We start from the raw sequence: 18,890 nt of genomic DNA on the forward strand, positions 1-18,890 counted from the left end.
TGTTGAATTACCGACATTCATCTGTGTGATGATTCGCGCATGCAGCCGCTGAACTTCCGCACGCTGGATCTGAATCTGTTGCGCGTCTTCGACGAGGTCATGGCGGAGCGCAACCTCACCCGCGCGGCCGAGAAGCTGGCCATCACCCAGCCGGCCGTGAGCAACGCGCTGCGCCGCCTGCGCGAGGCCGTGGGCGACGAACTGGTCACGCGCCGCGGCCATGGCGTGGAGCCCACGCCGCGCGCCCTGGCGCTGTGGCCCGCCGTGCGCCAGGCGCTGGCGCAGTTGCAGGCGTCGCTGGCGCCCGGCAGCTTCGACCCGGCATCGGCCCAGACCACCTTCGTGCTCGCCATGGCCGATGCCACGGGCGCCACGCTGATCCCGCCGCTCATCGAGATCGTCGAGCGCGAGGCGCCCGGCATCTCGCTGCGCGTGGTGCCGCTCACCACGCGCGACCCGCGCCGCCTGCTGGACGACGAAAGCGCCGACCTGGCCGTGGGCTATTTCCCCGCCGTACTGGCCGACCTCACGGCCCGCGCCCAATCCGACAACGTGGTGGCCCATGAAAGCACGCGCCTCTACGAAGGCCAGTACGTGTGCGTGATGCGCGCGGGCCATCCGCTGGCGGGCGCGCCGCTCACACTGGACCTGTACTGCGCCGCGCGCCACCTGCTGGTGAGCTTCTCCGGCAAGCCCTATGGCTTCATTGACGAGGCGCTCACCGCGCTGGGACGCGAGCGGCGCATCGTGCTCACCGTGAACCAGTTCTTCACCGCCGGCCGCGTGGTGGCCACCACCGACCTGCTCACCGTGCTGCCCCGGCACTTCGTGGGCGTGGCCAGCCTGCAAAACGAACTCATCTGGCGCCCGCTGCCCATGACGCTGCCCGCCGTGCACGTGGACGCGCTGTGGCACCGCCGGCGCGTCCACGACCCCGCCCACCGCTGGCTGCGCGACACCATTGCGCGGGCAGCGCGCAACACGCCGGCCCCGATCACGCGCCAGGGCTGACCGCTACCACGCGCCACCGCACCGCGATCCACGACATTCCCATGAAGCTGCAACTGCTGTCCGACCTGCACCTGGAAGCCCACCCCCATTTCACACCCAGCCCAGCGCCCGGGGCCGATGTACTGGTCCTGGCCGGGGACATCGGCTCGTACCAGCCGGGCTCGCGGCTCACGGACGAGGACTTCGGCCTGGCCCGCTTCTCGCCGCTGCCGCAGTACGCGGGCTGGCCCACGCCCGTGGTCTACGTGCCAGGCAACCACGAGTACGACATGCAGGACTTCGACGCCGCGCACGAGCGCCTGCGCCGCACCTGCGACCGCCTGGGGCTGATCTGGCTGGAGCGGACCAGCGTGGTGCTGCAGGGCGTGCGCCTGGTGGGCACGACGCTGTGGAGCGACTTCGACGCCCTGGCGGACCACGGCGCCGTCGCCGAACTGGGCCCGCGCCTGCGCATGCGCGAAAAGGCCTTTCGCGCCGCCAACTTCTACCTGTCCAAGACCGGTGGCACGCGCCACGGCGCGCCCTTTCTGGCCGAGGCCGTGCGCGAGCAGGCGCTGCTGTGCCAGGCCTGGCTGCGCGAAGCCCTGGCGCAGCCCTTCGCCGGCACCACGGTCGCCATCACCCACTTCGCCCCCAGCCTGCTCAGCGCGGACCCGCGCTACGGCCTGGTGCCCGGCACGGCAGGCTTTTGCAATGCGCTGGACGACTGCCTGCCCCACGCCAGCCTGTGGCTGCACGGCCACCTGCATGCGCCCAGCGACTACCTGGTGCGCGGCACGCGTGGCGACGGCACGCCCTGGAGCTGCCGCGTGGTGGCCAATCCGCTGGGCTATGCCCGCAAGGGAGAGCAGGCGTCATTCCAGCCGCACTGCGTGCTCGCCGTATGATGCGCGCGGGCGCATGGCCCTTCATTGGCGCGCAGCATAAAAAATATGACTCAGGTCAAGACAACAGGCGCAAGCGCAAATTAGTCTGACATCCCGTTTCCGGAGTACTTCACATGAACATCCTGCTCGCTGTCGACGGCAGCACCTACACCAAGAAAATGCTGGCCTACCTGGCCGCGCACGACGAAATGCTGGGCAGCACGCACGCCTACACCGCCGTGACGGTGCAGCCGCAACTGCCTCCTCGCGCCCGTGCCGCGCTGGGCAAGGAAGTGGTCGACAAGTACCACGCCGAAGAAGGCGAAAAGGTGCTGTCCCCCGTGGTGAAGTTCATGGGGCGCCACGGCGTGCAGCTCAAGACCCTGACCAAGGTGGGCCCGGCCGGCGAAACCATCGCCAAGGTGGCCGAATCCGGCAAGTACGACCTGATCGTCATGGGCACGCACGGCCACGGCTCCCTGGGCAAGCTGGTGATGGGCTCGGTCAGCACGCAGGTGCTGGCCAACTGCCAGGTGCCGGTGCTGCTGGTGCGCTGAGGCGCCCCTGCACCTTCGTCACTGAGCGCCACCTTCGGGTGGCGCATTTGTTTCCGCCCTCCGGGGCGCGCCGGCGGCCCGCCGCCGGTCGCCGTGCAACATTCCCGCCCCATACTCGCGCCACCATGTCCTCCGCCCCGCTGCCCACCACGGACTTCGCCACCGCTCAGGCGGCGGGCGAGGAACGCTTCGAGGCCTGGCGCGACAGCATTTCCGTCATCTTCGACGTGAGCCCGCTGGCCCGCGAGACGCTGGGCAGCTTCCAGGCATCGGTCAATGCCGCGCACCTGGGCAACCTGCTGGTCGGGGACCTCCACTTCGGCGCCCAGCAGTTCGCGCGCACGCGCCCCCGCGCAGCGCGCGACGGGCTCGACCATTACCTGGTGCAGTGGTACCGCAGCGGCGGCTTCGTCGGCCAGCACGACGACGGCGACGAGATGGAGGTGCGCCCGGGCGACGTCACCGTGTTCACGCTCGACCGCACGCTGCGCACCTTCGCGCAGCCGTCGCATGTGCTCTCGCTCATCGTGCCGCGCGCGCTGGCCGACGCGGCCTTCGGCGGCCCGCACCACGACCTGCACGGCACCGTGCTGCGCGCGGGCCATCCCCTGGGCGGCCTGCTGGGCGACCACCTGGCCTCGCTGCAGCGGCGGCTGCCGGCCATCGCGCTCGCGGACGCGCCCTCGGTGGTGCATGCCACCATGCAGATGCTGGCCGCCTGCCTGCGCCCGAGCCTGCGCACGCACGACCAGGCGCGGGACGCGCTGCTCGGCGTGACGCTGGAACGCATCCAGCGGCACATCGCGCGCAACCTCGGCGCGCCGCTCGGCCCCGACGTGCTGTGCAGCACCTTCGGCATATCGCGCAGCCTGCTGTACCGCCTGTTCGAGCCGCTGGGGGGCGTGGCCCACTACGTGCAGCAGCGCCGGCTGCAGCGCGCCTTCCACGCGCTCACCAACCCGGCCAACCAGCGCCTGCGCGTGGCCGACATCGCCGCCCACACCGGCTTTTCGAGCGAGGCACATTTCAGCCGCGCCTTCCGCGCCGCCTTCGGTTTCACGCCGAGCGACGCGCGCGCCATGGCCGCCGCCCAAGCCGCAGGCACACAGCCCCACGCCCACGGCACCTCGGCCGAATACGCGGACTGGGTGCGCGGGCTGTAGCCACCCGCCGGGCGCACGGCAGGGCTGCGAAACGCTCAGTCAAGAACCACACGAACAGCCGGTCAAGCCTGTGGCGCCCTGCGCCCGCAAGATCGACCGCGGGGCGCCTCCATCCCATAATTGCTACTATAAAGAGAGCTATCAGCGCTTGATGCATAAGCGCTACAGCCTGTTTTCATGTGAAAACCGGTAGAGCCGCCCGCTCCACCCCCTGGCACATCTCCATGAAAACCTTTGCCTCCCGGCTGGCCGCACTGCTGCTGGCGACCTTTGCGCTGCTGGCCTGCGGCCCAGCCCTGGCCTACGCGCTGCACGACAACATGTACCGGGGCGGGGCGCAGAGCATCAGCGGCACCAGCTGGCTGGGCAACCGCATCGCCATCCGCGGCGAGGCGTTCCGCGTGACCGAGGTGGTGGTCAGCGCCGGCAGCGCCTTCGACTCCCCCACCCCCCTCGCCATGCGGCTGTGCGCAGGCAGCACCGCGGCGCCGGCCGGCCCATGCGCCGACTTCACGGCCAACATGGCGGGCGCTGGCTGGTGGGTCTTCAGGGGGCAGTTCGACGCGCCCGCGGACTCCGAACTGTGGGTGATGTTCGGCCTGCCCGAGCCGCGCCAGGGCAGCTACCACATCGACGACACCCGCCAGGGCTCGCTGGGTGTGCGCAGCAGCGACGGCGGCACCACCTGGAGCACCGGCCATACCACCCTGAGCATGCGCGTGAGCGGCGACACCGCCTATCCCCCCGCCATCAGCGCCCTGTCGCCGCCGCTGGGGCCCACGGCCGGGGGCACCTCCGTGGTCATCACCGGGCGCAACCTGTTCTACGTGGATTCCGTGCGCTTCGGCGGCACGCCGGCCAGTTTCACCAAGCAGAACAACGTGCAGCTCACCGCCATCGCGCCGCCGGGCGTGGGCAGCGTGGACGTGTCCGTGCAGGGCACCTACGGCAGCGCCAGCGGCGCCCGGTTCACCTACGCCGACCATCCCGCACCCGTGATCGCCGGCGTGAGCCCTCCCCAGGGCCCGGCCGACGGCGGCAACCAGGTGGTGGTCACGGGCAGCCACTTTTATGGCGTGACGGCCGTGCGCTTTAACGGCCGGGCAGCCAGCTTCACGCCCGACCCGAACGACGGCGCCCGGCTCATCGTGGAGCCGCCGTACCACCCGCCGGGCACCGCGACGATGGTGGTGACAACCCCCTACGGAACGGCGACCAGCCCCTATACCTACATCGCCGCCCCCATCGCCACCGGCTTCGCCCCCGGCCACGGCCCCGCCGGGGGCGGAACCCAGGTCGCGATCACCGGCAGCCATTTCACCCACGCCACGGCGGTGCGCTTCGGCGGCAGCCCCGCGAGCCAGTTCACCGTCGTGAACGACGCGCTGATCGAGGCCAGGGCCCCCGCCTCCCCCCTGCCGGGCGGCGCGCCGGGCACCGTCGCCATCACCGTGGAGACGGCGGGCGGCAGCGCGACGGCCAGCGGCTTCCAATACCTGGTGCCGCCGCAGGTAGAGGGCGTAAGCCCCGGCTTCATCGCGGCCAGCGGTGGCCCGGTCACGATCAGCGGCAGGCACCTGGCCACGGCCACGGGCGTGACGTTCGGCGGCGAGCCCGCCTCCGGCTTCGCGGTGGTGAACGACGGACAGATCCACGCCACCGCGCCCGCCCACACCCCAGGCCCCGTGCCTGTACAGGTCCACACCCTGGGCGGGGTCCATGTGCTGGCCGACGCCCTGCGCTACGCGGGCCCGCCCGCCCTCACCGCCGTCGGCCCCGCCACCGCCGCCACGGCGGGCGGCACGCGCGTGACGCTCGGCGGCACGGGCCTCGCCAGCGCCACCGCCGTCCACTTCGGCGGCGTGGCCGCGGCCAGTTTCAGCGTAGACAGCGACACGCAGATCACCGCCACCGCGCCCGCGCACGCCGCGGGCAGCGTCGCCGTGGCCGTCACCACCGCGGGCGGCACCGCCATGCGCGCAGACGCCATCACCTACGTGACCCGGACCGACGGCGCATGCGGCGCGGCCGCGGGCCAGCCCCGCATCACCACGCCCACGGCCGGCCTGTGCGGCGCCGGGCAACCGGGCGCCGTGCAATCGGCGAACGGCGCCTACACCTGGGCCTGCGCGGGCGAGCACGGCGGCAGCGACTCGGGCCAGTGCAGCGCGCCCTGGGCCGCGATGGGCGCGGGCCAGGGCACGGTGCAGACGGACGCCGCCAACGGCTGGCGCATCGACGCGGCGGCCTTCGAACCCACCTTGCCCGCGCCCCTGCCCCGGGGTGCCGGCACGGCCTTCGTGCCGCTTGCGCTCACCCTGGCCGGCGGCACGCATAGCGCCAGCGTGACCGTGCACTACACCCAGCCGGTGCCGCAGGGCGCCGTCTACCTGAAGTACGGCCCCAGCCCCGACGGCCTGGACTGCAGCGGCGCCGCCTGCGCCCAGCCGCACTGGTACCGGCTGCCCGGCGCCGCGTTCTCCGCCGACCGCCTGAGCGTCACCTTCACCCTGACCGACGGCGGCGCCGGCGACAGCGACGGCCTGCCCGGCCGGATCACCGACCCCGGCCTGCCCGTGCTGCTGGCCGCCGCGCCCGGCGGCACCCAGGCCATTCCCGCACTGGGCGGGCCCGCGCTGGCGCTGCTGGCCGCGCTGACGGCGCTCTGCGGTTGGGTCTTTATTCGAAGAATGCTACGTTTTTAATAGCTATCAGCGCTTCAAGGATAAGCGTTCCACCCATTTTTCACTCTCTCACCAGAACTGCCATGACCCGACTTCTTTCCCCCGCCCGTACTCTTGTCGTCCTGCTGGCTGGCGCCGCCGCCGCATGCCCGCCCGGCGCCTGGGCCCAGGCCGGCGCACCCGTGGGGGCCATCGCCTTCGCCCCGGCGCTGGCCGCCACGCAGTCCGTGCCCACGCTGTCGCAATGGGGCCTGGCCGCGCTGGCGCTGCTGCTCGCCCTGGGGTCGCGCCGCTGGCTGCGGGGCCCGGGCGCTGCGCGCGCCGTGGCACTGGGTCTGCTGGCCAGCGCGGCATTGCTGAGCACGCCCTGGGTCGGACAGGCGCTGGCCCAGCCCGTGAGCGCGTTGCTGCTCGACAACCCCGCAGGCGGCACGATCAGCCTGCCCGACCACCCGGACTTCGAGCGGCCCTTCGCGGACTACATGCACGCCTACGAGGTGCGCAACGTCACCGACCGGCCGCTGCGCATCACGGCCATCACCGTCACGGCCACGCACCGCATCACCGGGCCGCTCGGCGACACCCGCTGCACCACGGGCCGCACGCTGGCGCCGCTGGCGTCCTGCCAGATCGAGGTAGGCCGGCCCCATTGACGGCCACGGCCGGCGCTGTTGCTGAGAAGCTGCCGGATCGTGGATGCCGGAGTGCGCGCAAGCCCCCCGCAGCGCGCGCGGTATTAGCCGGCCAAGCCGCCCAGGCAGGCGTCCATGGCCCAGTCGATGATCTGGGCATCGCCGTAGCCGCGCTCGCGCAGCATGTCGAGCATCGGGTCGGCGGAGCGCGCCAGCAGCGCGCACAGCACCACGTCGGCCGGCAGGTCGCGCCGCAGCTGGCCGGCGGCCTGGGCCTCGGCGATCCAGCCCAGGATGCGTGCGGCCACCTCCTGCATGGAGGCGTGGTAGGCGTCGCAGCTGCGCAGCGCCTGGGCCAGCGCCGAGCTGCGGCCGGGCAGCAGCGGCGTTTCGTCGCCGAGCTGCAGCTCCAGTGACCAGCGCAGCAGCGCCTGCAGGCGCTGCAGGGCCGGCCAGTCGGCGGGCAGTTCCGCCAGGAAGCGCTGCAGGCGCTCCACCACGTGCACCATGGCGGCCGCGCACAGGTCGTCCTTGCCGGCAAAGTGCTTGTAGAGGCTGGCCTTGGCAATGCCCACGGCCGCGGCGACTTCGTCCACGGTCATGGTCTCGAAGCCCTTTTCGCCCAGCAGCCGGCTTGCGGCTTCGACGATGGCGTCCTCGCGCGCGCGGTGCATCTGCGCCTTGAAGGAGGGACGGGGCTGCTGCAGCGTGTTCATCTGACGCATGTTAGCCAGACTTGCGCACCCCGCCCCGCATAACCCCAAAGGCCCCGCACGCGGGCCCGCTATCAGGCCGACAGGGCCTGCGCGGCCGCCCCGGTGAGGGCCTGGGCCAGGGCGTCGAGCACCTCGGACTCCAGGTTCCACGAATGCCAGTACAGCTGGATCGGCAGCGTGTGGCCCGGCGCCAGGTCCACCAGCCGGCCCTGCGCCAGCCAGGGGCGGGCCAGCAGCTCGGGCACCACGCTCACGCCCCAGCCCGCGGCCACGGCGCGCACCTGGCCCTCGGAGCTGGGCACGAACACGCGGCTGAGCGACACGCGCTTGAGGCCGAAGGTGCGCGTGATGAACTCGGCCTGCATGTCGTCCTTGCGGTTGAAGGAGACGAAGGACACGTCGCGGAAGTTGTGCGCCGTCAGCCCCTGGGGCAGCTGGCGCCGGGCCAGCTCGGGCGAGGCCACGGCGATGTACCGCATGGCGCCCAGCGGCACCACGCGGCAGCCGCGCAGCGCGTTCTTGAGCGTGGTCACGCAGCCCAGCACCTGGCCCGAGCGCAGCCATTCCTGGGTGAAGTCCTGATCGTCGGCAATGATCTCCAGCGGCAGGCGCTGGCGCACCAGCTCGCTCAGCGCGTCCAGCGCCCAGGTGGCGATGCTGTCGGCGTTGATGGCGATGGCGATGCGCTCCTCCTCGCGGCCCGTGCCGCGCGCACTGGGGGCCAGGTCCTGCAGGTCGCGCTCCAGGTCGGCGCGCAGCAGGCGCAGCTGCTTGGTGTGCTTGAGCAGCAGTTGGCCGGCGCTGGTAGGCTTGAGCGGGCGGCTGCGCACGATGAGCACCGAGCCCACCTGCGCCTCCAGCGCGCGCAGGCGCTGCGACACGGCGGACTGGGTGATGTTCAGGCGCCGGGCGGCGCGCTCAAAGCCCCCCTCCTCGACGATGGCGGCCAGGCATTCCAGTGCGGCGGGATCAAAGGTGCTCATGCCTCTGAATTATTAGCCAATCTGATGATTTTGGATGAAGTTTAATCAGGCTTTTATTTCCACGGGGCTGGACGCACACTCCGCGCCATGAACACCATCGTCTTGGGCGCCGGCATCATCGGCATTTCCACCGCCTGGCATCTGCGCGAGCGCGGGCATGAGGTCACCGTGGTCGACCGCCAGCCCGACGCGGCGCTGGAGACCAGCTTCGCCAACGCGGCGCAGATCTCGGTCAGCTACTGCGAGCCCTGGGCCAACCGCGAGGCGCCGTGGAAGGCGCTGAAGTGGATGTTCGACAAGGAGGCGCCGCTGCTGTTTCGCCCGCAGTTCGACTGGGACCAGTGGCGCTGGTGCCTGAAGTTCCTGGCGCAGTGCAACGACACGGCCTTCGCGCGCAACGTGCAGCAGATCGTGGCGCTGGGCGCCTACAGCCACTCCGCGCTCAAGGACCTGGTGCGCAGCACGGGCATCGAATACCACCGGCTGGAGCGCGGCATCGCCCACTTCTACACCGACCAGAAATCCTTTGACGACGCCGCCCATGCGGTGGAGCTGATGCGCCGCTTCGGCGTGCAGCGCCGCATCGTGAGCCGCGACGAGCTGCTGGCCATCGAGCCGGCCTTCCGCGCCTACGGCGACCGCATCACCGGCGGCACCTACACCAGCACCGACGAGAGCGGCGACGCGCGCACCTTCACCCAGCAGCTGGCACGCCGCTGCGCCGAACGCGGCGTGCGCTTTCTCTACGACCACGACGTGACGGGCCTGAACCGCAGCGGCAACGCTATCGAATCAGTAGCTGTTCGCGCCCGCCCCTACAGCGACACCGGCCCGAAAGACCTGACACTGAAGGCCGACGCGGTGGTCGTCGCCTGCGGCAGCTACAGCGCGCCGCTGCTGCGCACCGTGGGCGTGGACCTGCCCATCTACCCCGGCAAGGGCTACAGCGCCACCTTCCCGCTGCTCAAGCCCGAGGGCGCGCCCATGGTCTCCACCATCGACGACGGCAAGAAGATCGCCATGAGCCGCCTGGGCGACTTCCTGCGCGTGGCCGGCACCATCGAGCTGGGCGGCTACGACCTGTCGCTGGACAGCCCCCTGGCGCGCGCACGCTGCCACATGCTGTCGCGCCGCATCGCCGAGATCCTGCCCGGCGTCTGCGACACGCGCACGCCGGAGGAAGGCGGCAACCCGCAGTACTGGACGGGCCTGCGCCCGGCCACGCCCACCAACATCCCCTTCATCGGCCGCACGCCGGTGGAGCGCCTGTGGGTGAACGCCGGCCACGGCACGCTGGGCTGGACGCATGGCGCGGGCTCGGGCAAGGCCATGGCCGAGCTCATCAGCGGCGAACGGCCCGCCATGGACTTCGGCTTCCTTGGCGAGCGCGCCGAGGCCCCCGCCCATGGCACGCCGCGCCTGGCCTGAGCCGCGCTGCGTTGAGCCACCACTCACTTTTCGATAGCTATCCACGCTTGATACACGGGCGCAAGCGCCCGTTTTGACTACGATTCAGTGCAGCACGCGCGGCGGGCCCGCCAGAAAGTCCAGCAGCGCGCCCTCGAAGCCCTCCGGGTCCTCCAGCTGCGGCCAATGGCCCACGCCGGGCAGCAGCACGGCGCGCGCATCGGGCAGCACATGGGCCAGGGCCAGCAGGGCCTCGGGCGGGGTGCAGCGGTCCTGCGCACCTCCAATCAGCAGCGTGGGCACCTGCAGCCGGGCCAGTTCCGGCGCACGGCGCGCGAACTGCGGCAGGGCCTGCAGCGCGCGACGGTAGGTGGCGGCATGCACCCGGCCCATGGCGTGGCGCGCCAGCTGCAACCCCTCGGGCAGTGCGCCGGCGCCGGCATCGCGCGGCACCAGGCGCTCGGCGATCTGCGCCATGTCCAGCCCCTGGTCAAGCGCCGCCAGCCGCGGCGCCACCCAGGCGACGGTGGCGGCCTCGTCCAGCGCCGGGCCGCCCGCGCACAGCACCAGCCGCCGCACCCGCATCGGGGCGCGCAGCGCCAGCTCCAGTGCCAGCATGGCCCCGAAGCCATGGCCGACCAGCGTCGCCTCGCCGCAGCGCAGCGCATCGAGCAGCTGCAGGCCGCGCTGGGCCAGGCCCTTGAAGGCGTAGGGCTCCACCGGCGCGCTGCGGCCGTAGCCCGGCATGTCCCAGGCCACGGCGCGGTAGCCGGCGGCGGCCAGGGCCTCGACCTGAGGCGCGAAGCTCAGGTGGTCGCCATCGGCGTCGTGCAGCAGCAGCACGGTGGGGCCGGAGCCCAGAAGGGAGAAGGTGGGTAGCAGAGACATGGCTGGACATGGGGGCGCCCCGTGGCACCCCGGCAGGATTGGGCCCGCATGACGATAATAGTCCCCACCGCCCGCTCCGGCGCACCGCACGCCGTGTCCCAGTGAACAGTTCCCTGCCCCGACCTCCCGCCGCCCGCCCGCCCGCCTTTTCCCCGCGCGAATTCCGCGACGCGCTGGGCATGTTCGCCACGGGCGTGACCATCGTCACCGCGCGCGGCGCCGACGGCGCGCTGATCGGCATGACGGCCAACTCGTTCAACTCGGTGTCGCTGGAGCCGCCGCTGGTGCTGTGGAGCCTGGCGCACAAGGCCTCGTCGCTGCGCGCGTTCTCCACGGGATCGCACTATGCGATCAATGTGCTGACGGTGGAGCAGCGCGAGCTGGCCGAGCGCTTCGCCCGGCGCGGCATCGACCGCTGGGCCGGCGTGGCCCACCACCCCGGCCTGAACGGCGCGCCGGTGCTCGAGGGCGCGGCGGCGGTGTTCGAGTGCTTCAACCGCAGCCAGTACGTGGAGGGCGACCACACGATCTTCGTGGGCCAGGTGGAGCATTGCAGCCACCTGGGCGGCGCCTCGCCCCTGCTCTACCACGGGGGCATGTTCTTTACCGAGCATCCTCTCGGACGGGCGCGCTCGCCATACTGAGCCGCGCAGAGCCAGCGCCCCAGCGCGTGGCCCACCGGTACACGGGCAGCTCCAGCGCACGGTACAGCAGCCAACTCAGCCCCAGGCAGGCCACGACGAACAGGCCAAAGCCCAGCTCGCGCCACAACGCAGGCTGCGCGGCCAAATAGTCCCGAAGCCCCCAGAAATAGAACCCTATCAGCAGGGGCACATGGACCAGATACAAGGTGTAGGACGCGTCCCCGAGTGCCACCATCACCCGCCCGGCCGACCACAGCCGCGCCTGCTCCAGCAACACGGCCAGCATCACCAGCGCGACGGCGCCGATGCCGAAGGTGAAGATGCGCCAGGAGCCGTCGGTGGCGCGCATGCGATAGCCGCTGCCGAAGCCCACCAAGACAATCACAAGGCACAGAGCGATCCACCAGCGACTGCGCAAGCGATCACGGTGCACATACAGCAGCACACCGGCCAGGAATTCCGCCAGAAACATGGGCACGATGGCAAACGGCTGGCCCATGCGGGCCAGCATCCACAGCACCAGCGCCCCCAAGGTTGCATACACCACCGCGATGCGCACACGCACCGGCACGGCAAACGACAGCGTCACCAGCAGGTAGAAGACCAGTTCGCAGGTCAGGGACCAACTCACGTTCAACACGAGCCGCGGCAACTCAATGCCGGTCAGGAAGAACGATCGGGCCATGTCCATCCCCTCCAGCGCCTGCGGCATGTACTTCCAGAGCATCAGCAGCATGAGACCGAAGAAGGGCCAATAGCCCAGATAGATACGCAGCAGCCGGCGACTCAGGAACGTCCAGGCCTGCGGAAGCGTGCTGGGTTTGTTGAATGTGGTCAGGGCGGCCACAAAGCCGCTGATCACAAAAAATACATCGACGCCCGCAAAGCCCATGCGGGCGCTGAAGACCTTGAGCCACTCGGATACGCCACCCATCGCCTCGTACTGCGCGCTGGCGTGATGGAAGAACACCATGACGGCCCCCACCGCCCGCAACATCTGGACGTTGCGCAGGGTCTGCGCCTCGGCAGGTGCCTCCGTCTTCCGTGTCACGTGGTCAGCGTGCCGCCTCGGGCAGCTCGATCTTGACCTCCAGCACCTCCAGGTTCTCCTGGCGCTCCAGGTTCACCTTGATGTCCTGGGCATCGATCGAGACGTATTTGGAGATCACCGCCAGCAGTTCGCGCTGCAGCGCGGGCAGGTAGTCGGGCTGGCTGGCGTTGCGGCCGCTGCGCTCGTGGGCCAGGATGATCTGCAGGCGCTCCTTGGCCACCGAGGCCGTCTTCTTCTTTTCCCCGAGCAGGAAAGACAACAGGGACATGGGCTTACCTCCCGCCAAAGATGCGCTTGAAAAAGCCGGGCTTCTGCGCTTCAATAAAGCGCAGGGGCTTGTCCTCGCCCAGGAAGCGCGCCACCACGTCCTTGTAGGCCTCGGACACGTCGGTGCCCGCCAGGTGAATGGCCGGCAGGCCCTGGTTGGAGGCCTGCAGCACGCTCTCGGACTCGGGAATCACGCCGATGAGCTTGATGCGCAGGATGTCCTGGATGTCCTCCAGGCTCAGCATCTGGCCGTCCTCCACGCGGTGGGGGTTGTAGCGCGTGATCAGCAGGTGCTCCTTGATGGGCTCGCCGCCGTCGATGGCGCGCTTGGTCTTGCTGCTAAGCATGCCCAGGATGCGGTCGGAGTCGCGCACGGACGACACCTCGGGGTTGGTCACCAGCAGCGCCTCGTCGGCGAAGTGCATGGCCATGAGCGCGCCGCTCTCGATGCCGGCGGGCGAGTCGCAGACGATGTAGTCGAAGCCCATGTCGGCCAGGTCCTTGAGCACCTTCTCCACGCCGTCCTGCGTGAGCGCTTCCTTGTCGCGCGTCTGGCTGGCGGCCAGCACGAACAGGTTGTCGCACTGCTTGTCCTTGATGAGGGCCTGGTTGAGGTTGGCCTCGCCCTGGATCACGTTGATCAGGTCGTACACCACGCGGCGTTCGCAGCCCATGATGAGGTCCAGGTTGCGCAGGCCGACGTCGAAGTCGATCACGGCGGTCTTGTGGCCGGCGAGCGCCAGGCCCGACGCAAAAGCGGCACTGGTGGTGGTCTTGCCCACGCCCCCCTTGCCGGAGGTCACGACGACGATTTTGGCCATGTTCTGAGAGGTCCTTGGATGGTTGTCTGTGGAGTGGGATAGGCGGTTCAGAGCGGCTCGATGAGCAGCTTCTCCCCGTCCAGCCGCACCTGGGCCGGCTTGCCGCGCACGTTGTCGGGCAGTTCGGTCTCGGTGGTGCGGTAGATGCCTGCCACGGAGACCAGCTGCGGCTCCATGCAGGTGCTGAAGATCCGGGCGCTGGTGTCGCCGCGCGCGCCGGCGATGGCGCGGCCGCGCAGCGGCGCATAGACGTGGATGTTGCCGTCGGCGATCACCTCGGCGCCGAAGCTGACCACCGCCATGACCACCAGGTCCGAGCCGCGGGCGTAGACCTGCTGGCCCGAGCGCAGCGGCTTGTCCACCACCACCGTGCCGGGCGCGGGCGCCTGCACGGGCACCTCCACCTCGCGCACGACCTCGCGGACCACCTCGCGCGCGGCGCTCTCGCGGGGCGGCACGCGCGCCGGCGGCGCCTCGGGGGCGGCGATCAGGCCGGCCGCATGGGCCGCCGCCATCTGCGCGCTGCTGCCGCCGCGCACGGCCACGGGCTGGGTGCGGTGGGAGCGCAGGGTCCGCAGCAGCGCGGCGAAGTCGATGGGCTGCTCCTCGTCCTGCACGGCGGACAGGTCGAGCAGCACCGGGTCGTTGTCGAAGAAATCGGGGTCGTCGGCCCTGCGAGCGGCCAGCTCGGCGGCGACGGTGGACACGTCGGTAGTCTTGAGCACCATGGCCACCACGGGCAGCTGGGCGCTCTTGAGGTCTAGATGGGTGCGGGCCTGGCCCGCCGTATCAACGGCCATGAAGCGATGAGGGTGGGGGAAAGGCGCCGCGCCGGTTGCTGCCGGTCTTCCGGCCCCTTGAAGGCGCAAAGTGTACCCCGCGCCGCCTGCGCCGACTGCTTCAGGACGTGTCTTCGGGGCCCGCGCGCCGGGGCCCGGCGCTAGAACTTCGGGATGCGGATGCGGCTGATCATTAGCGAGCCCGACAGCGCGAACAGCAGCACCAGCGGGTGCAGCGTGAAGCCGCCGATCACCACCGCGCCCAGCCACAGCTGCTCGCGCACCGCGCCCGTGGCGGCGGCCAGCGCCAGCAGGCCCACCAGCACGATGGAGGTGGGGATGGGCGTGCCCTCGAAGTACTTGACCTTGCCCGACGGGCCCTCGGCCAGCGCCTCGGCCGTGATGTTGAAGCGCGCCAGGCGCGAGACGCCGCAGGCCACGAAGAAGGCCAGCACCACGCGGTCGTACAGCCCCTGCATGCCGCAGGCGTAGGCGATGATGGCGGGCGCCACGCCGAAGGAGATCACGTCGGCCAGCGAATCCAGCTCGCGCCCCATGGCCGAGCTTTTCTGCCGCCAGCGCGCGATGCGCCCGTCCAGCACGTCGAACACCAGCGCCGCCAGCACCAGCGCGCAGGCGAAATAGAGGTGGAGCACATCCGTCGTTTCCAGGTAGGTCATCGACGAGAACAGCGCCCCCACGCCGCACACCGCATTGCCGAGCGTGAACCAGTCCGCGAGGTGGAACTCGCGGATCATCGAAAAGCGTTTGTGGGGAGAAGCCATGGGCCATTATCGAACGCCTGTCCCGGCCCGGCGGAGCCGGCACCGGGAAAACACCAGTAAAAACAGGCTTTTACGCATACCCATCAAGCGCTATTAGCTATTGTTTACATAGCATTCTTCGCAGCATGGCGCTCCGCGAAGTCCACGTACCAGCCCAGGCAGCCGGGGTTGGCCATGGCGTCGCGGTTCACCACCTTCTCCAGCGGCTGGCCCAGCAGCAGTTTCTTGATGGGCAGCTCCTGCTTCTTGCCGCTGAGCGTGCGCGGCACCTCGGCCACCTGCACGATCTCGTCGGGCACGAAGCGCGGGCTCAAGGCGCTGCGGATGGCGCCGGCGATGCGCGCGCGCAGCGCGTCATCGAGCGTGCCCCCGGAGCGCAGCACCACGAACAGCGGCATGTAGCTGCCCTTGCCCAGGTATTCCAGGTCCACCACCAGGCTGTCGAGCACCTCGGGCAGGGCCTCCACGGCGCTGTAGATCTCGCTGGTGCCCATGCGCAGGCCGTGGCGGTTGATGGTGGCGTCGCTGCGGCCGTAGATCACGCAGCCGGGCTGGGCGGGCGAGCCGATCTGGATCCAGTCGCCATGGCGCCAGGCGGCGCCGGCCTCGGGCCCCAGGTCGCCGCCACCGGGGCGGCGGCCATGGCCCGGCGGGTACATGTCGAAATAGCTGGCGCGGTAGCGCGCCCCGTCCGCATCGCCCCACAGGAACAGGGGCATGGACGGGATGGGCTGGGTGCAGACCAGCTCGCCCACGGCGTCCAGCACGGGGCGGCCCTGCTCGTCCCAGGCCTCGACGGCCGCGCCCAGCATGCGGCACTGCATGCGCCCCGGGGTCTGCGGCAGCTCGCGGTGGCCACCCAAAAAAGCGCCCGCGAAGTCCGTGCCGCCCGAGATGTTCGCCCACCAGACATGCGGCACGCCCGCGGCGGCCATGAAGTCCGAACCCCACTGCTGCACCTCGGCGGGCAGCGGCGAGCCCGTGGAGCCCAGCGCGCGGATGGCCGTCAGGTCGCCGCACTGCGCGGGCGTGAGGCCGGCCTTCATGCAGTTGCCGTAGAACGCCGCCCCCGCGCCGAAGAAGGTGACGCCCGTCTCGGCCGCCAGGCGCCACAGCACCGTCCAGTCGGGCCGCTCCTTGCTGCCGCCGGGGTTGCCGTCGAACAGGACGCAGGTGGTGCCCCCCAGCAGGCCGCCGATCTGCGCGTTCCACATGACCCAGCCCGTGGAGCTGTACCAGTGGAAGCGCTCGCCGAAGGAGTTGGGCACGTAGCTGCAGCCGATGTCGTTGTGCAGCACGGCCAGCTGCAGCATCACCAGCAGCATGCCGCCATGGCCGTGCACGATGGGCTTGGGCGCCCCCGTGGTGCCGCTGGAGTAGACGATCCACAGCGGGTGGTCGAACGGCAGCCACAGCGGCTCGAAGGCCTCTGTTTTTGCATCATTTCGGGCCGTAGCGCTTGTGTAGCAAGCGCAGTCAGCTATTGTTTCAGAAGCATCCAGATTGCCCACCAGCACCACATGCCGCAGCGTGGGCAGTTGCGCGCGCAGCTCGGCCAGCACCGCGCCGCGGTCGTGGTCGCGCCCGCCGTAGGTCACGCCGTCCACGGCGAACAGCACCTTGGGCGCGATCTGGCGGAAGCGGTCCAGCACCGCATGCGTGCCCATGTCGGGCGCGCACACGCTCCACACCGCGCCGATGCTGGCGCAGGCCAGGAAGGCGACGATGGTCTCGGGAATGTTGGGCAGGTAGGCCGCCACGCGGTCGCCCGGCTGCACGCCCTGGGCCTGCAGGTGCAGCGCCAGCGACGCCACCTGGCGCCGCAGCTCGGGCCAGGACAGCGTGCGCCGCTGCCCACGCTCGTTGTCGCTGATGATGGCCGGCTGCCCGGCCGCGTGCGCCGCAGCCACATGGCGCAGCACCTGGCGCGCGTAGTTCACCTGGGCGCCGGGAAACCATTGGGCGCCCGGCATCACGTTGCGGGCCAGCACGGCGCTGTGCGGCGTGGGGGACTGCAGCGCGAAATAGTCCCAGACGCTCTGCCAGAAGGCATCCAGCTCGGTCACCGACCAGCGCCACAGCGCGTCGTAGTCGTCAAAGCGCAGGCCGCGCTGGGCGTGCAGCCAGTCCTGGTACAGGCGGATCTGCGGAACATGGGGGGCGGTGCGGGTGGTCTCCATGCGGCCAGCGTAGCGCGCGCGGCGGCCGGCGTCACCCGGGGCCGGCCCCCTGGCGCGCGGCGGCGTGCCTTGACCCAGGGCAAGCCCCTGCGCCGCCACCCGGCGGACAATGCCGCCCCATGGCGACGACCGACCCTGCAGCACCCACCAGCCCTCACCCTTTCCCCGCGCCCCGGCCATCCGGCCACGGCGCGCAGCAGCCCGCGGACGTCCTCATCGTCGGCGCCGGCCCGGCCGGGCTGTCGCTGGCGGCCTCGCTGGCGCAGGCCGGCATGCAGGTGACGGTGCTGGAGCAGCAGCCGGCCGCCGTGCTGGCCGCCCCCGCGCCCGACGGCCGCGAGATCGCCCTCACCCACCCCAGCGTCGCCACGCTGCAGCGCATCGGCAGCTGGCAGCAGTTGCAGGCGCATGAGGTGGGCCTGCTGCGCCAGGCCCATGTGCACGACGGCCCCGTGGGCCAGCGCAGCCCCATGCAGCTGCACGCGGAAGGCAGCGGCGTGGAGCATCTGGGCTGGATCGTGCCCAACCACGCACTGCGCCGCACGGCCTACGCGGTGGCGGCGCGCACGCCGGGCGTGCACATCGTCACCGAGGCGCGCGTCACCCGCGTGGCCGTCACGCCCACCCATGCCGAGCTGGAGTACACCGACGGCCGCGCCCCCGACGCCACGACGCAGCGCCTGCAGGCGCCGCTGCTGGTGGCGGCCGACAGCCGCTTTTCCGCCACGCGGCGCCAGCTGGGCATCGGCGCGGCCATGCACGACTTCGGCCGCACCGTCATCGTCTGCCGCCTGCGCCACGAGCTGCCGCACCACGAGACGGCGCACGAGTGCTTCGGCTACGACCAGACGCTGGCCATCCTGCCGCTGCCAGGCGACCTCGTCGACGGCGCGCCCATGTGCTCGGCCGTCGTCACGGCCGGCGCGGCGCAGGCGCAGGCGCTCATGGCGCTGTCACCCGAGGACTTCGCCGCGCGCGTGCAGGCCCAGTTCCAGAACCGGCTGGGCGCCATGCGCCTGGTGGGCGAGCGCCACGCCTACCCGCTGGTGGCCGTGTATGCGCACCGCTTCGCCGCGGCGCGCTGCGCGCTGCTGGGCGACGCGGCCGTGGGCATGCACCCAGTGACGGCGCACGGCTTCAACCTGGGGCTGGCGGGCGTGGACAGCCTCACGCGCGCGCTCACCGAGGCGCGCGGGCGCGGTGCGGACATCGGCGCCGCCAGCGTGCTGGAGCGCTACGCCCGCGGCCATCACCGCCATGCCTGGCCGCTCTACCAGGGCACGAATGCGGTCGTGCGCCTGTACACCGACGACCGCCCGCTGCCGCGCCTGCTACGCCAGGCCGTGCTGGCCGGCGCCAGTCGGTTGCCGCCGCTCAAGGGCGCCATCGTGGGCCAGCTCACGGGGCGCGGCCCGCTGGCCCGGGCAATCCCGGGCCCCTTGCAGGCGTAGCGGCG

At 71.0% G+C, this 18,890-nt stretch carries 18 protein-coding genes; 9 read left to right on the forward strand and 9 right to left on the reverse strand.

Annotated elements, in window-relative coordinates; all coding sequences use genetic code 11:
- Positions 1 to 39 precede the first annotated feature (39 nt).
- From BP68_RS10565 to BP68_RS10590, 6 genes are all read left to right on the forward strand, one after another.
- Positions 40 to 1,011 (forward strand): LysR family transcriptional regulator, encoded by a 972-nt coding sequence (locus tag BP68_RS10565; protein WP_496371437.1) that lies wholly within the window; start codon positions 40 to 42, stop codon positions 1,009 to 1,011.
- Between the two features lie 41 nt (positions 1,012 to 1,052).
- Entirely contained in the window at positions 1,053 to 1,898 is an 846-nt protein-coding gene (locus BP68_RS10570) for a metallophosphoesterase (RefSeq protein ID WP_496371439.1), read from the forward strand.
- Positions 1,899 to 2,011: 113 nt separating this feature from the next.
- On the forward strand, positions 2,012 to 2,434 hold the full coding sequence (locus BP68_RS10575; RefSeq protein WP_496371441.1) for a universal stress protein: 423 nt from the start codon (positions 2,012 to 2,014) through the stop codon (positions 2,432 to 2,434).
- 125 nt (positions 2,435 to 2,559) lie between these two features.
- The gene (locus BP68_RS10580; RefSeq protein ID WP_496371443.1) at positions 2,560 to 3,597 is read left to right on the forward strand and encodes a helix-turn-helix domain-containing protein; all 1,038 of its coding nucleotides are present in this window, start codon (positions 2,560 to 2,562) and stop codon (positions 3,595 to 3,597) included.
- A gap of 224 nt (positions 3,598 to 3,821) precedes the next feature.
- The gene (locus tag BP68_RS10585; RefSeq protein WP_496371445.1) at positions 3,822 to 6,302 is read left to right on the forward strand and encodes an IPT/TIG domain-containing protein; all 2,481 of its coding nucleotides are present in this window, start codon (positions 3,822 to 3,824) and stop codon (positions 6,300 to 6,302) included.
- Positions 6,303 to 6,364: 62 nt separating this feature from the next.
- A complete protein-coding gene (locus BP68_RS10590) occupies positions 6,365 to 6,934 on the forward strand; it encodes a midcut-by-XrtH protein (RefSeq protein WP_496371447.1) in 570 nt (189 codons plus the stop codon).
- Positions 6,935 to 7,017: 83 nt separating this feature from the next.
- Here the strand turns inward: BP68_RS10590 and BP68_RS10595 are convergent, their stop codons facing one another.
- Complete coding sequence (locus BP68_RS10595; RefSeq protein ID WP_496371646.1) at positions 7,018 to 7,629, reverse strand: TetR/AcrR family transcriptional regulator; 612 nt, start codon at positions 7,627 to 7,629, stop codon at positions 7,018 to 7,020.
- 71 nt (positions 7,630 to 7,700) lie between these two features.
- Positions 7,701 to 8,612, reverse strand: a complete 912-nt coding sequence (locus BP68_RS10600; RefSeq protein ID WP_496371449.1) for a LysR family transcriptional regulator ArgP — start codon at positions 8,610 to 8,612, stop codon at positions 7,701 to 7,703.
- An 87-nt stretch (positions 8,613 to 8,699) separates the two neighbouring features.
- Here BP68_RS10600 and BP68_RS10605 point away from each other — a divergent pair, with 87 nt between their 5' ends.
- Complete coding sequence (locus BP68_RS10605) at positions 8,700 to 10,040, forward strand: D-amino acid dehydrogenase (RefSeq protein WP_496371451.1); 1,341 nt, start codon at positions 8,700 to 8,702, stop codon at positions 10,038 to 10,040.
- Positions 10,041 to 10,124: 84 nt separating this feature from the next.
- Here BP68_RS10605 and BP68_RS10610 read toward each other — a convergent pair whose 3' ends face one another.
- Positions 10,125 to 10,907, reverse strand: coding sequence for an alpha/beta fold hydrolase (locus BP68_RS10610; protein WP_496371453.1), 783 nt, complete (start codon positions 10,905 to 10,907; stop codon positions 10,125 to 10,127).
- Positions 10,908 to 11,008: 101 nt separating this feature from the next.
- On the opposite strand from BP68_RS10610, the gene BP68_RS10615 reads away from it, so the two are divergent.
- Positions 11,009 to 11,551, forward strand: coding sequence for a flavin reductase family protein (locus BP68_RS10615; protein ID WP_496371455.1), 543 nt, complete (start codon positions 11,009 to 11,011; stop codon positions 11,549 to 11,551).
- Here the strand turns inward: BP68_RS10615 and BP68_RS10620 are convergent.
- The 6 genes from BP68_RS10620 to BP68_RS10645 all read right to left on the reverse strand — a co-directional run bounded on the left by BP68_RS10620 (position 11,511) and on the right by BP68_RS10645 (position 17,434).
- Positions 11,511 to 12,548 (reverse strand): acyltransferase family protein, encoded by a 1,038-nt coding sequence (locus BP68_RS10620; protein ID WP_496371457.1) that lies wholly within the window; start codon positions 12,546 to 12,548, stop codon positions 11,511 to 11,513. The two genes, BP68_RS10615 and BP68_RS10620, sit on opposite strands and share 41 nt — an antisense overlap.
- Before the next feature lie 58 nt (positions 12,549 to 12,606).
- Complete coding sequence (minE, locus tag BP68_RS10625; RefSeq protein ID WP_496371459.1) at positions 12,607 to 12,870, reverse strand: cell division topological specificity factor MinE; 264 nt, start codon at positions 12,868 to 12,870, stop codon at positions 12,607 to 12,609.
- 4 nt (positions 12,871 to 12,874) lie between these two features.
- Complete coding sequence (minD, locus tag BP68_RS10630; protein WP_496371461.1) at positions 12,875 to 13,690, reverse strand: septum site-determining protein MinD; 816 nt, start codon at positions 13,688 to 13,690, stop codon at positions 12,875 to 12,877.
- 47 nt (positions 13,691 to 13,737) lie between these two features.
- Entirely contained in the window at positions 13,738 to 14,490 is a 753-nt protein-coding gene (gene minC, locus BP68_RS10635) for a septum site-determining protein MinC (RefSeq protein WP_496371463.1), read from the reverse strand.
- Between the two features lie 140 nt (positions 14,491 to 14,630).
- Positions 14,631 to 15,254, reverse strand: coding sequence for a CDP-diacylglycerol--serine O-phosphatidyltransferase (gene pssA, locus BP68_RS10640; protein ID WP_496371465.1), 624 nt, complete (start codon positions 15,252 to 15,254; stop codon positions 14,631 to 14,633).
- Positions 15,255 to 15,358: 104 nt separating this feature from the next.
- Positions 15,359 to 17,434, reverse strand: coding sequence for an acetoacetate--CoA ligase (locus BP68_RS10645; protein ID WP_496371467.1), 2,076 nt, complete (start codon positions 17,432 to 17,434; stop codon positions 15,359 to 15,361).
- A gap of 119 nt (positions 17,435 to 17,553) precedes the next feature.
- On the opposite strand from BP68_RS10645, the gene ubiM reads away from it, so the two are divergent.
- Complete coding sequence (gene ubiM, locus BP68_RS10650; RefSeq protein ID WP_496371469.1) at positions 17,554 to 18,885, forward strand: 5-demethoxyubiquinol-8 5-hydroxylase UbiM; 1,332 nt, start codon at positions 17,554 to 17,556, stop codon at positions 18,883 to 18,885.
- Positions 18,886 to 18,890: the final 5 nt, after the last annotated feature.

The organism is Diaphorobacter oryzae DSM 22780, assembly GCF_059568935.1.

Excerpts from the sequence above, each read along its gene's own strand:
- BP68_RS10610 (WP_496371453.1), bottom strand. The coding sequence starts at position 10,907 with ATGTCTCTGCTACCCACCTTCTCCCTTCTGGGCTCCGGCCCCACCGTG.
- BP68_RS10645 (WP_496371467.1), bottom strand. The coding sequence starts at position 17,434 with ATGGAGACCACCCGCACCGCCCCCCATGTTCCGCAGATCCGCCTGTAC.
- BP68_RS10585 (WP_496371445.1), top strand. The coding sequence starts at position 3,822 with ATGAAAACCTTTGCCTCCCGGCTGGCCGCACTGCTGCTGGCGACCTTT.
- minD (WP_496371461.1), bottom strand. The coding sequence starts at position 13,690 with ATGGCCAAAATCGTCGTCGTGACCTCCGGCAAGGGGGGCGTGGGCAAG.
- pssA (WP_496371465.1), bottom strand. The coding sequence starts at position 15,254 with ATGGCTTCTCCCCACAAACGCTTTTCGATGATCCGCGAGTTCCACCTC.
- BP68_RS10595 (WP_496371646.1), bottom strand. The coding sequence starts at position 7,629 with ATGAACACGCTGCAGCAGCCCCGTCCCTCCTTCAAGGCGCAGATGCAC.
- BP68_RS10580 (WP_496371443.1), top strand. The coding sequence starts at position 2,560 with ATGTCCTCCGCCCCGCTGCCCACCACGGACTTCGCCACCGCTCAGGCG.
- BP68_RS10600 (WP_496371449.1), bottom strand. The coding sequence starts at position 8,612 with ATGAGCACCTTTGATCCCGCCGCACTGGAATGCCTGGCCGCCATCGTC.
- BP68_RS10565 (WP_496371437.1), top strand. The coding sequence starts at position 40 with ATGCAGCCGCTGAACTTCCGCACGCTGGATCTGAATCTGTTGCGCGTC.
- minE (WP_496371459.1), bottom strand. The coding sequence starts at position 12,870 with ATGTCCCTGTTGTCTTTCCTGCTCGGGGAAAAGAAGAAGACGGCCTCG.
- ubiM (WP_496371469.1), top strand. The coding sequence starts at position 17,554 with ATGGCGACGACCGACCCTGCAGCACCCACCAGCCCTCACCCTTTCCCC.
- BP68_RS10575 (WP_496371441.1), top strand. The coding sequence starts at position 2,012 with ATGAACATCCTGCTCGCTGTCGACGGCAGCACCTACACCAAGAAAATG.
- BP68_RS10590 (WP_496371447.1), top strand. The coding sequence starts at position 6,365 with ATGACCCGACTTCTTTCCCCCGCCCGTACTCTTGTCGTCCTGCTGGCT.
- BP68_RS10620 (WP_496371457.1), bottom strand. The coding sequence starts at position 12,548 with ATGTTGCGGGCGGTGGGGGCCGTCATGGTGTTCTTCCATCACGCCAGC.
- BP68_RS10570 (WP_496371439.1), top strand. The coding sequence starts at position 1,053 with ATGAAGCTGCAACTGCTGTCCGACCTGCACCTGGAAGCCCACCCCCAT.
- BP68_RS10605 (WP_496371451.1), top strand. The coding sequence starts at position 8,700 with ATGAACACCATCGTCTTGGGCGCCGGCATCATCGGCATTTCCACCGCC.
- minC (WP_496371463.1), bottom strand. The coding sequence starts at position 14,490 with ATGGCCGTTGATACGGCGGGCCAGGCCCGCACCCATCTAGACCTCAAG.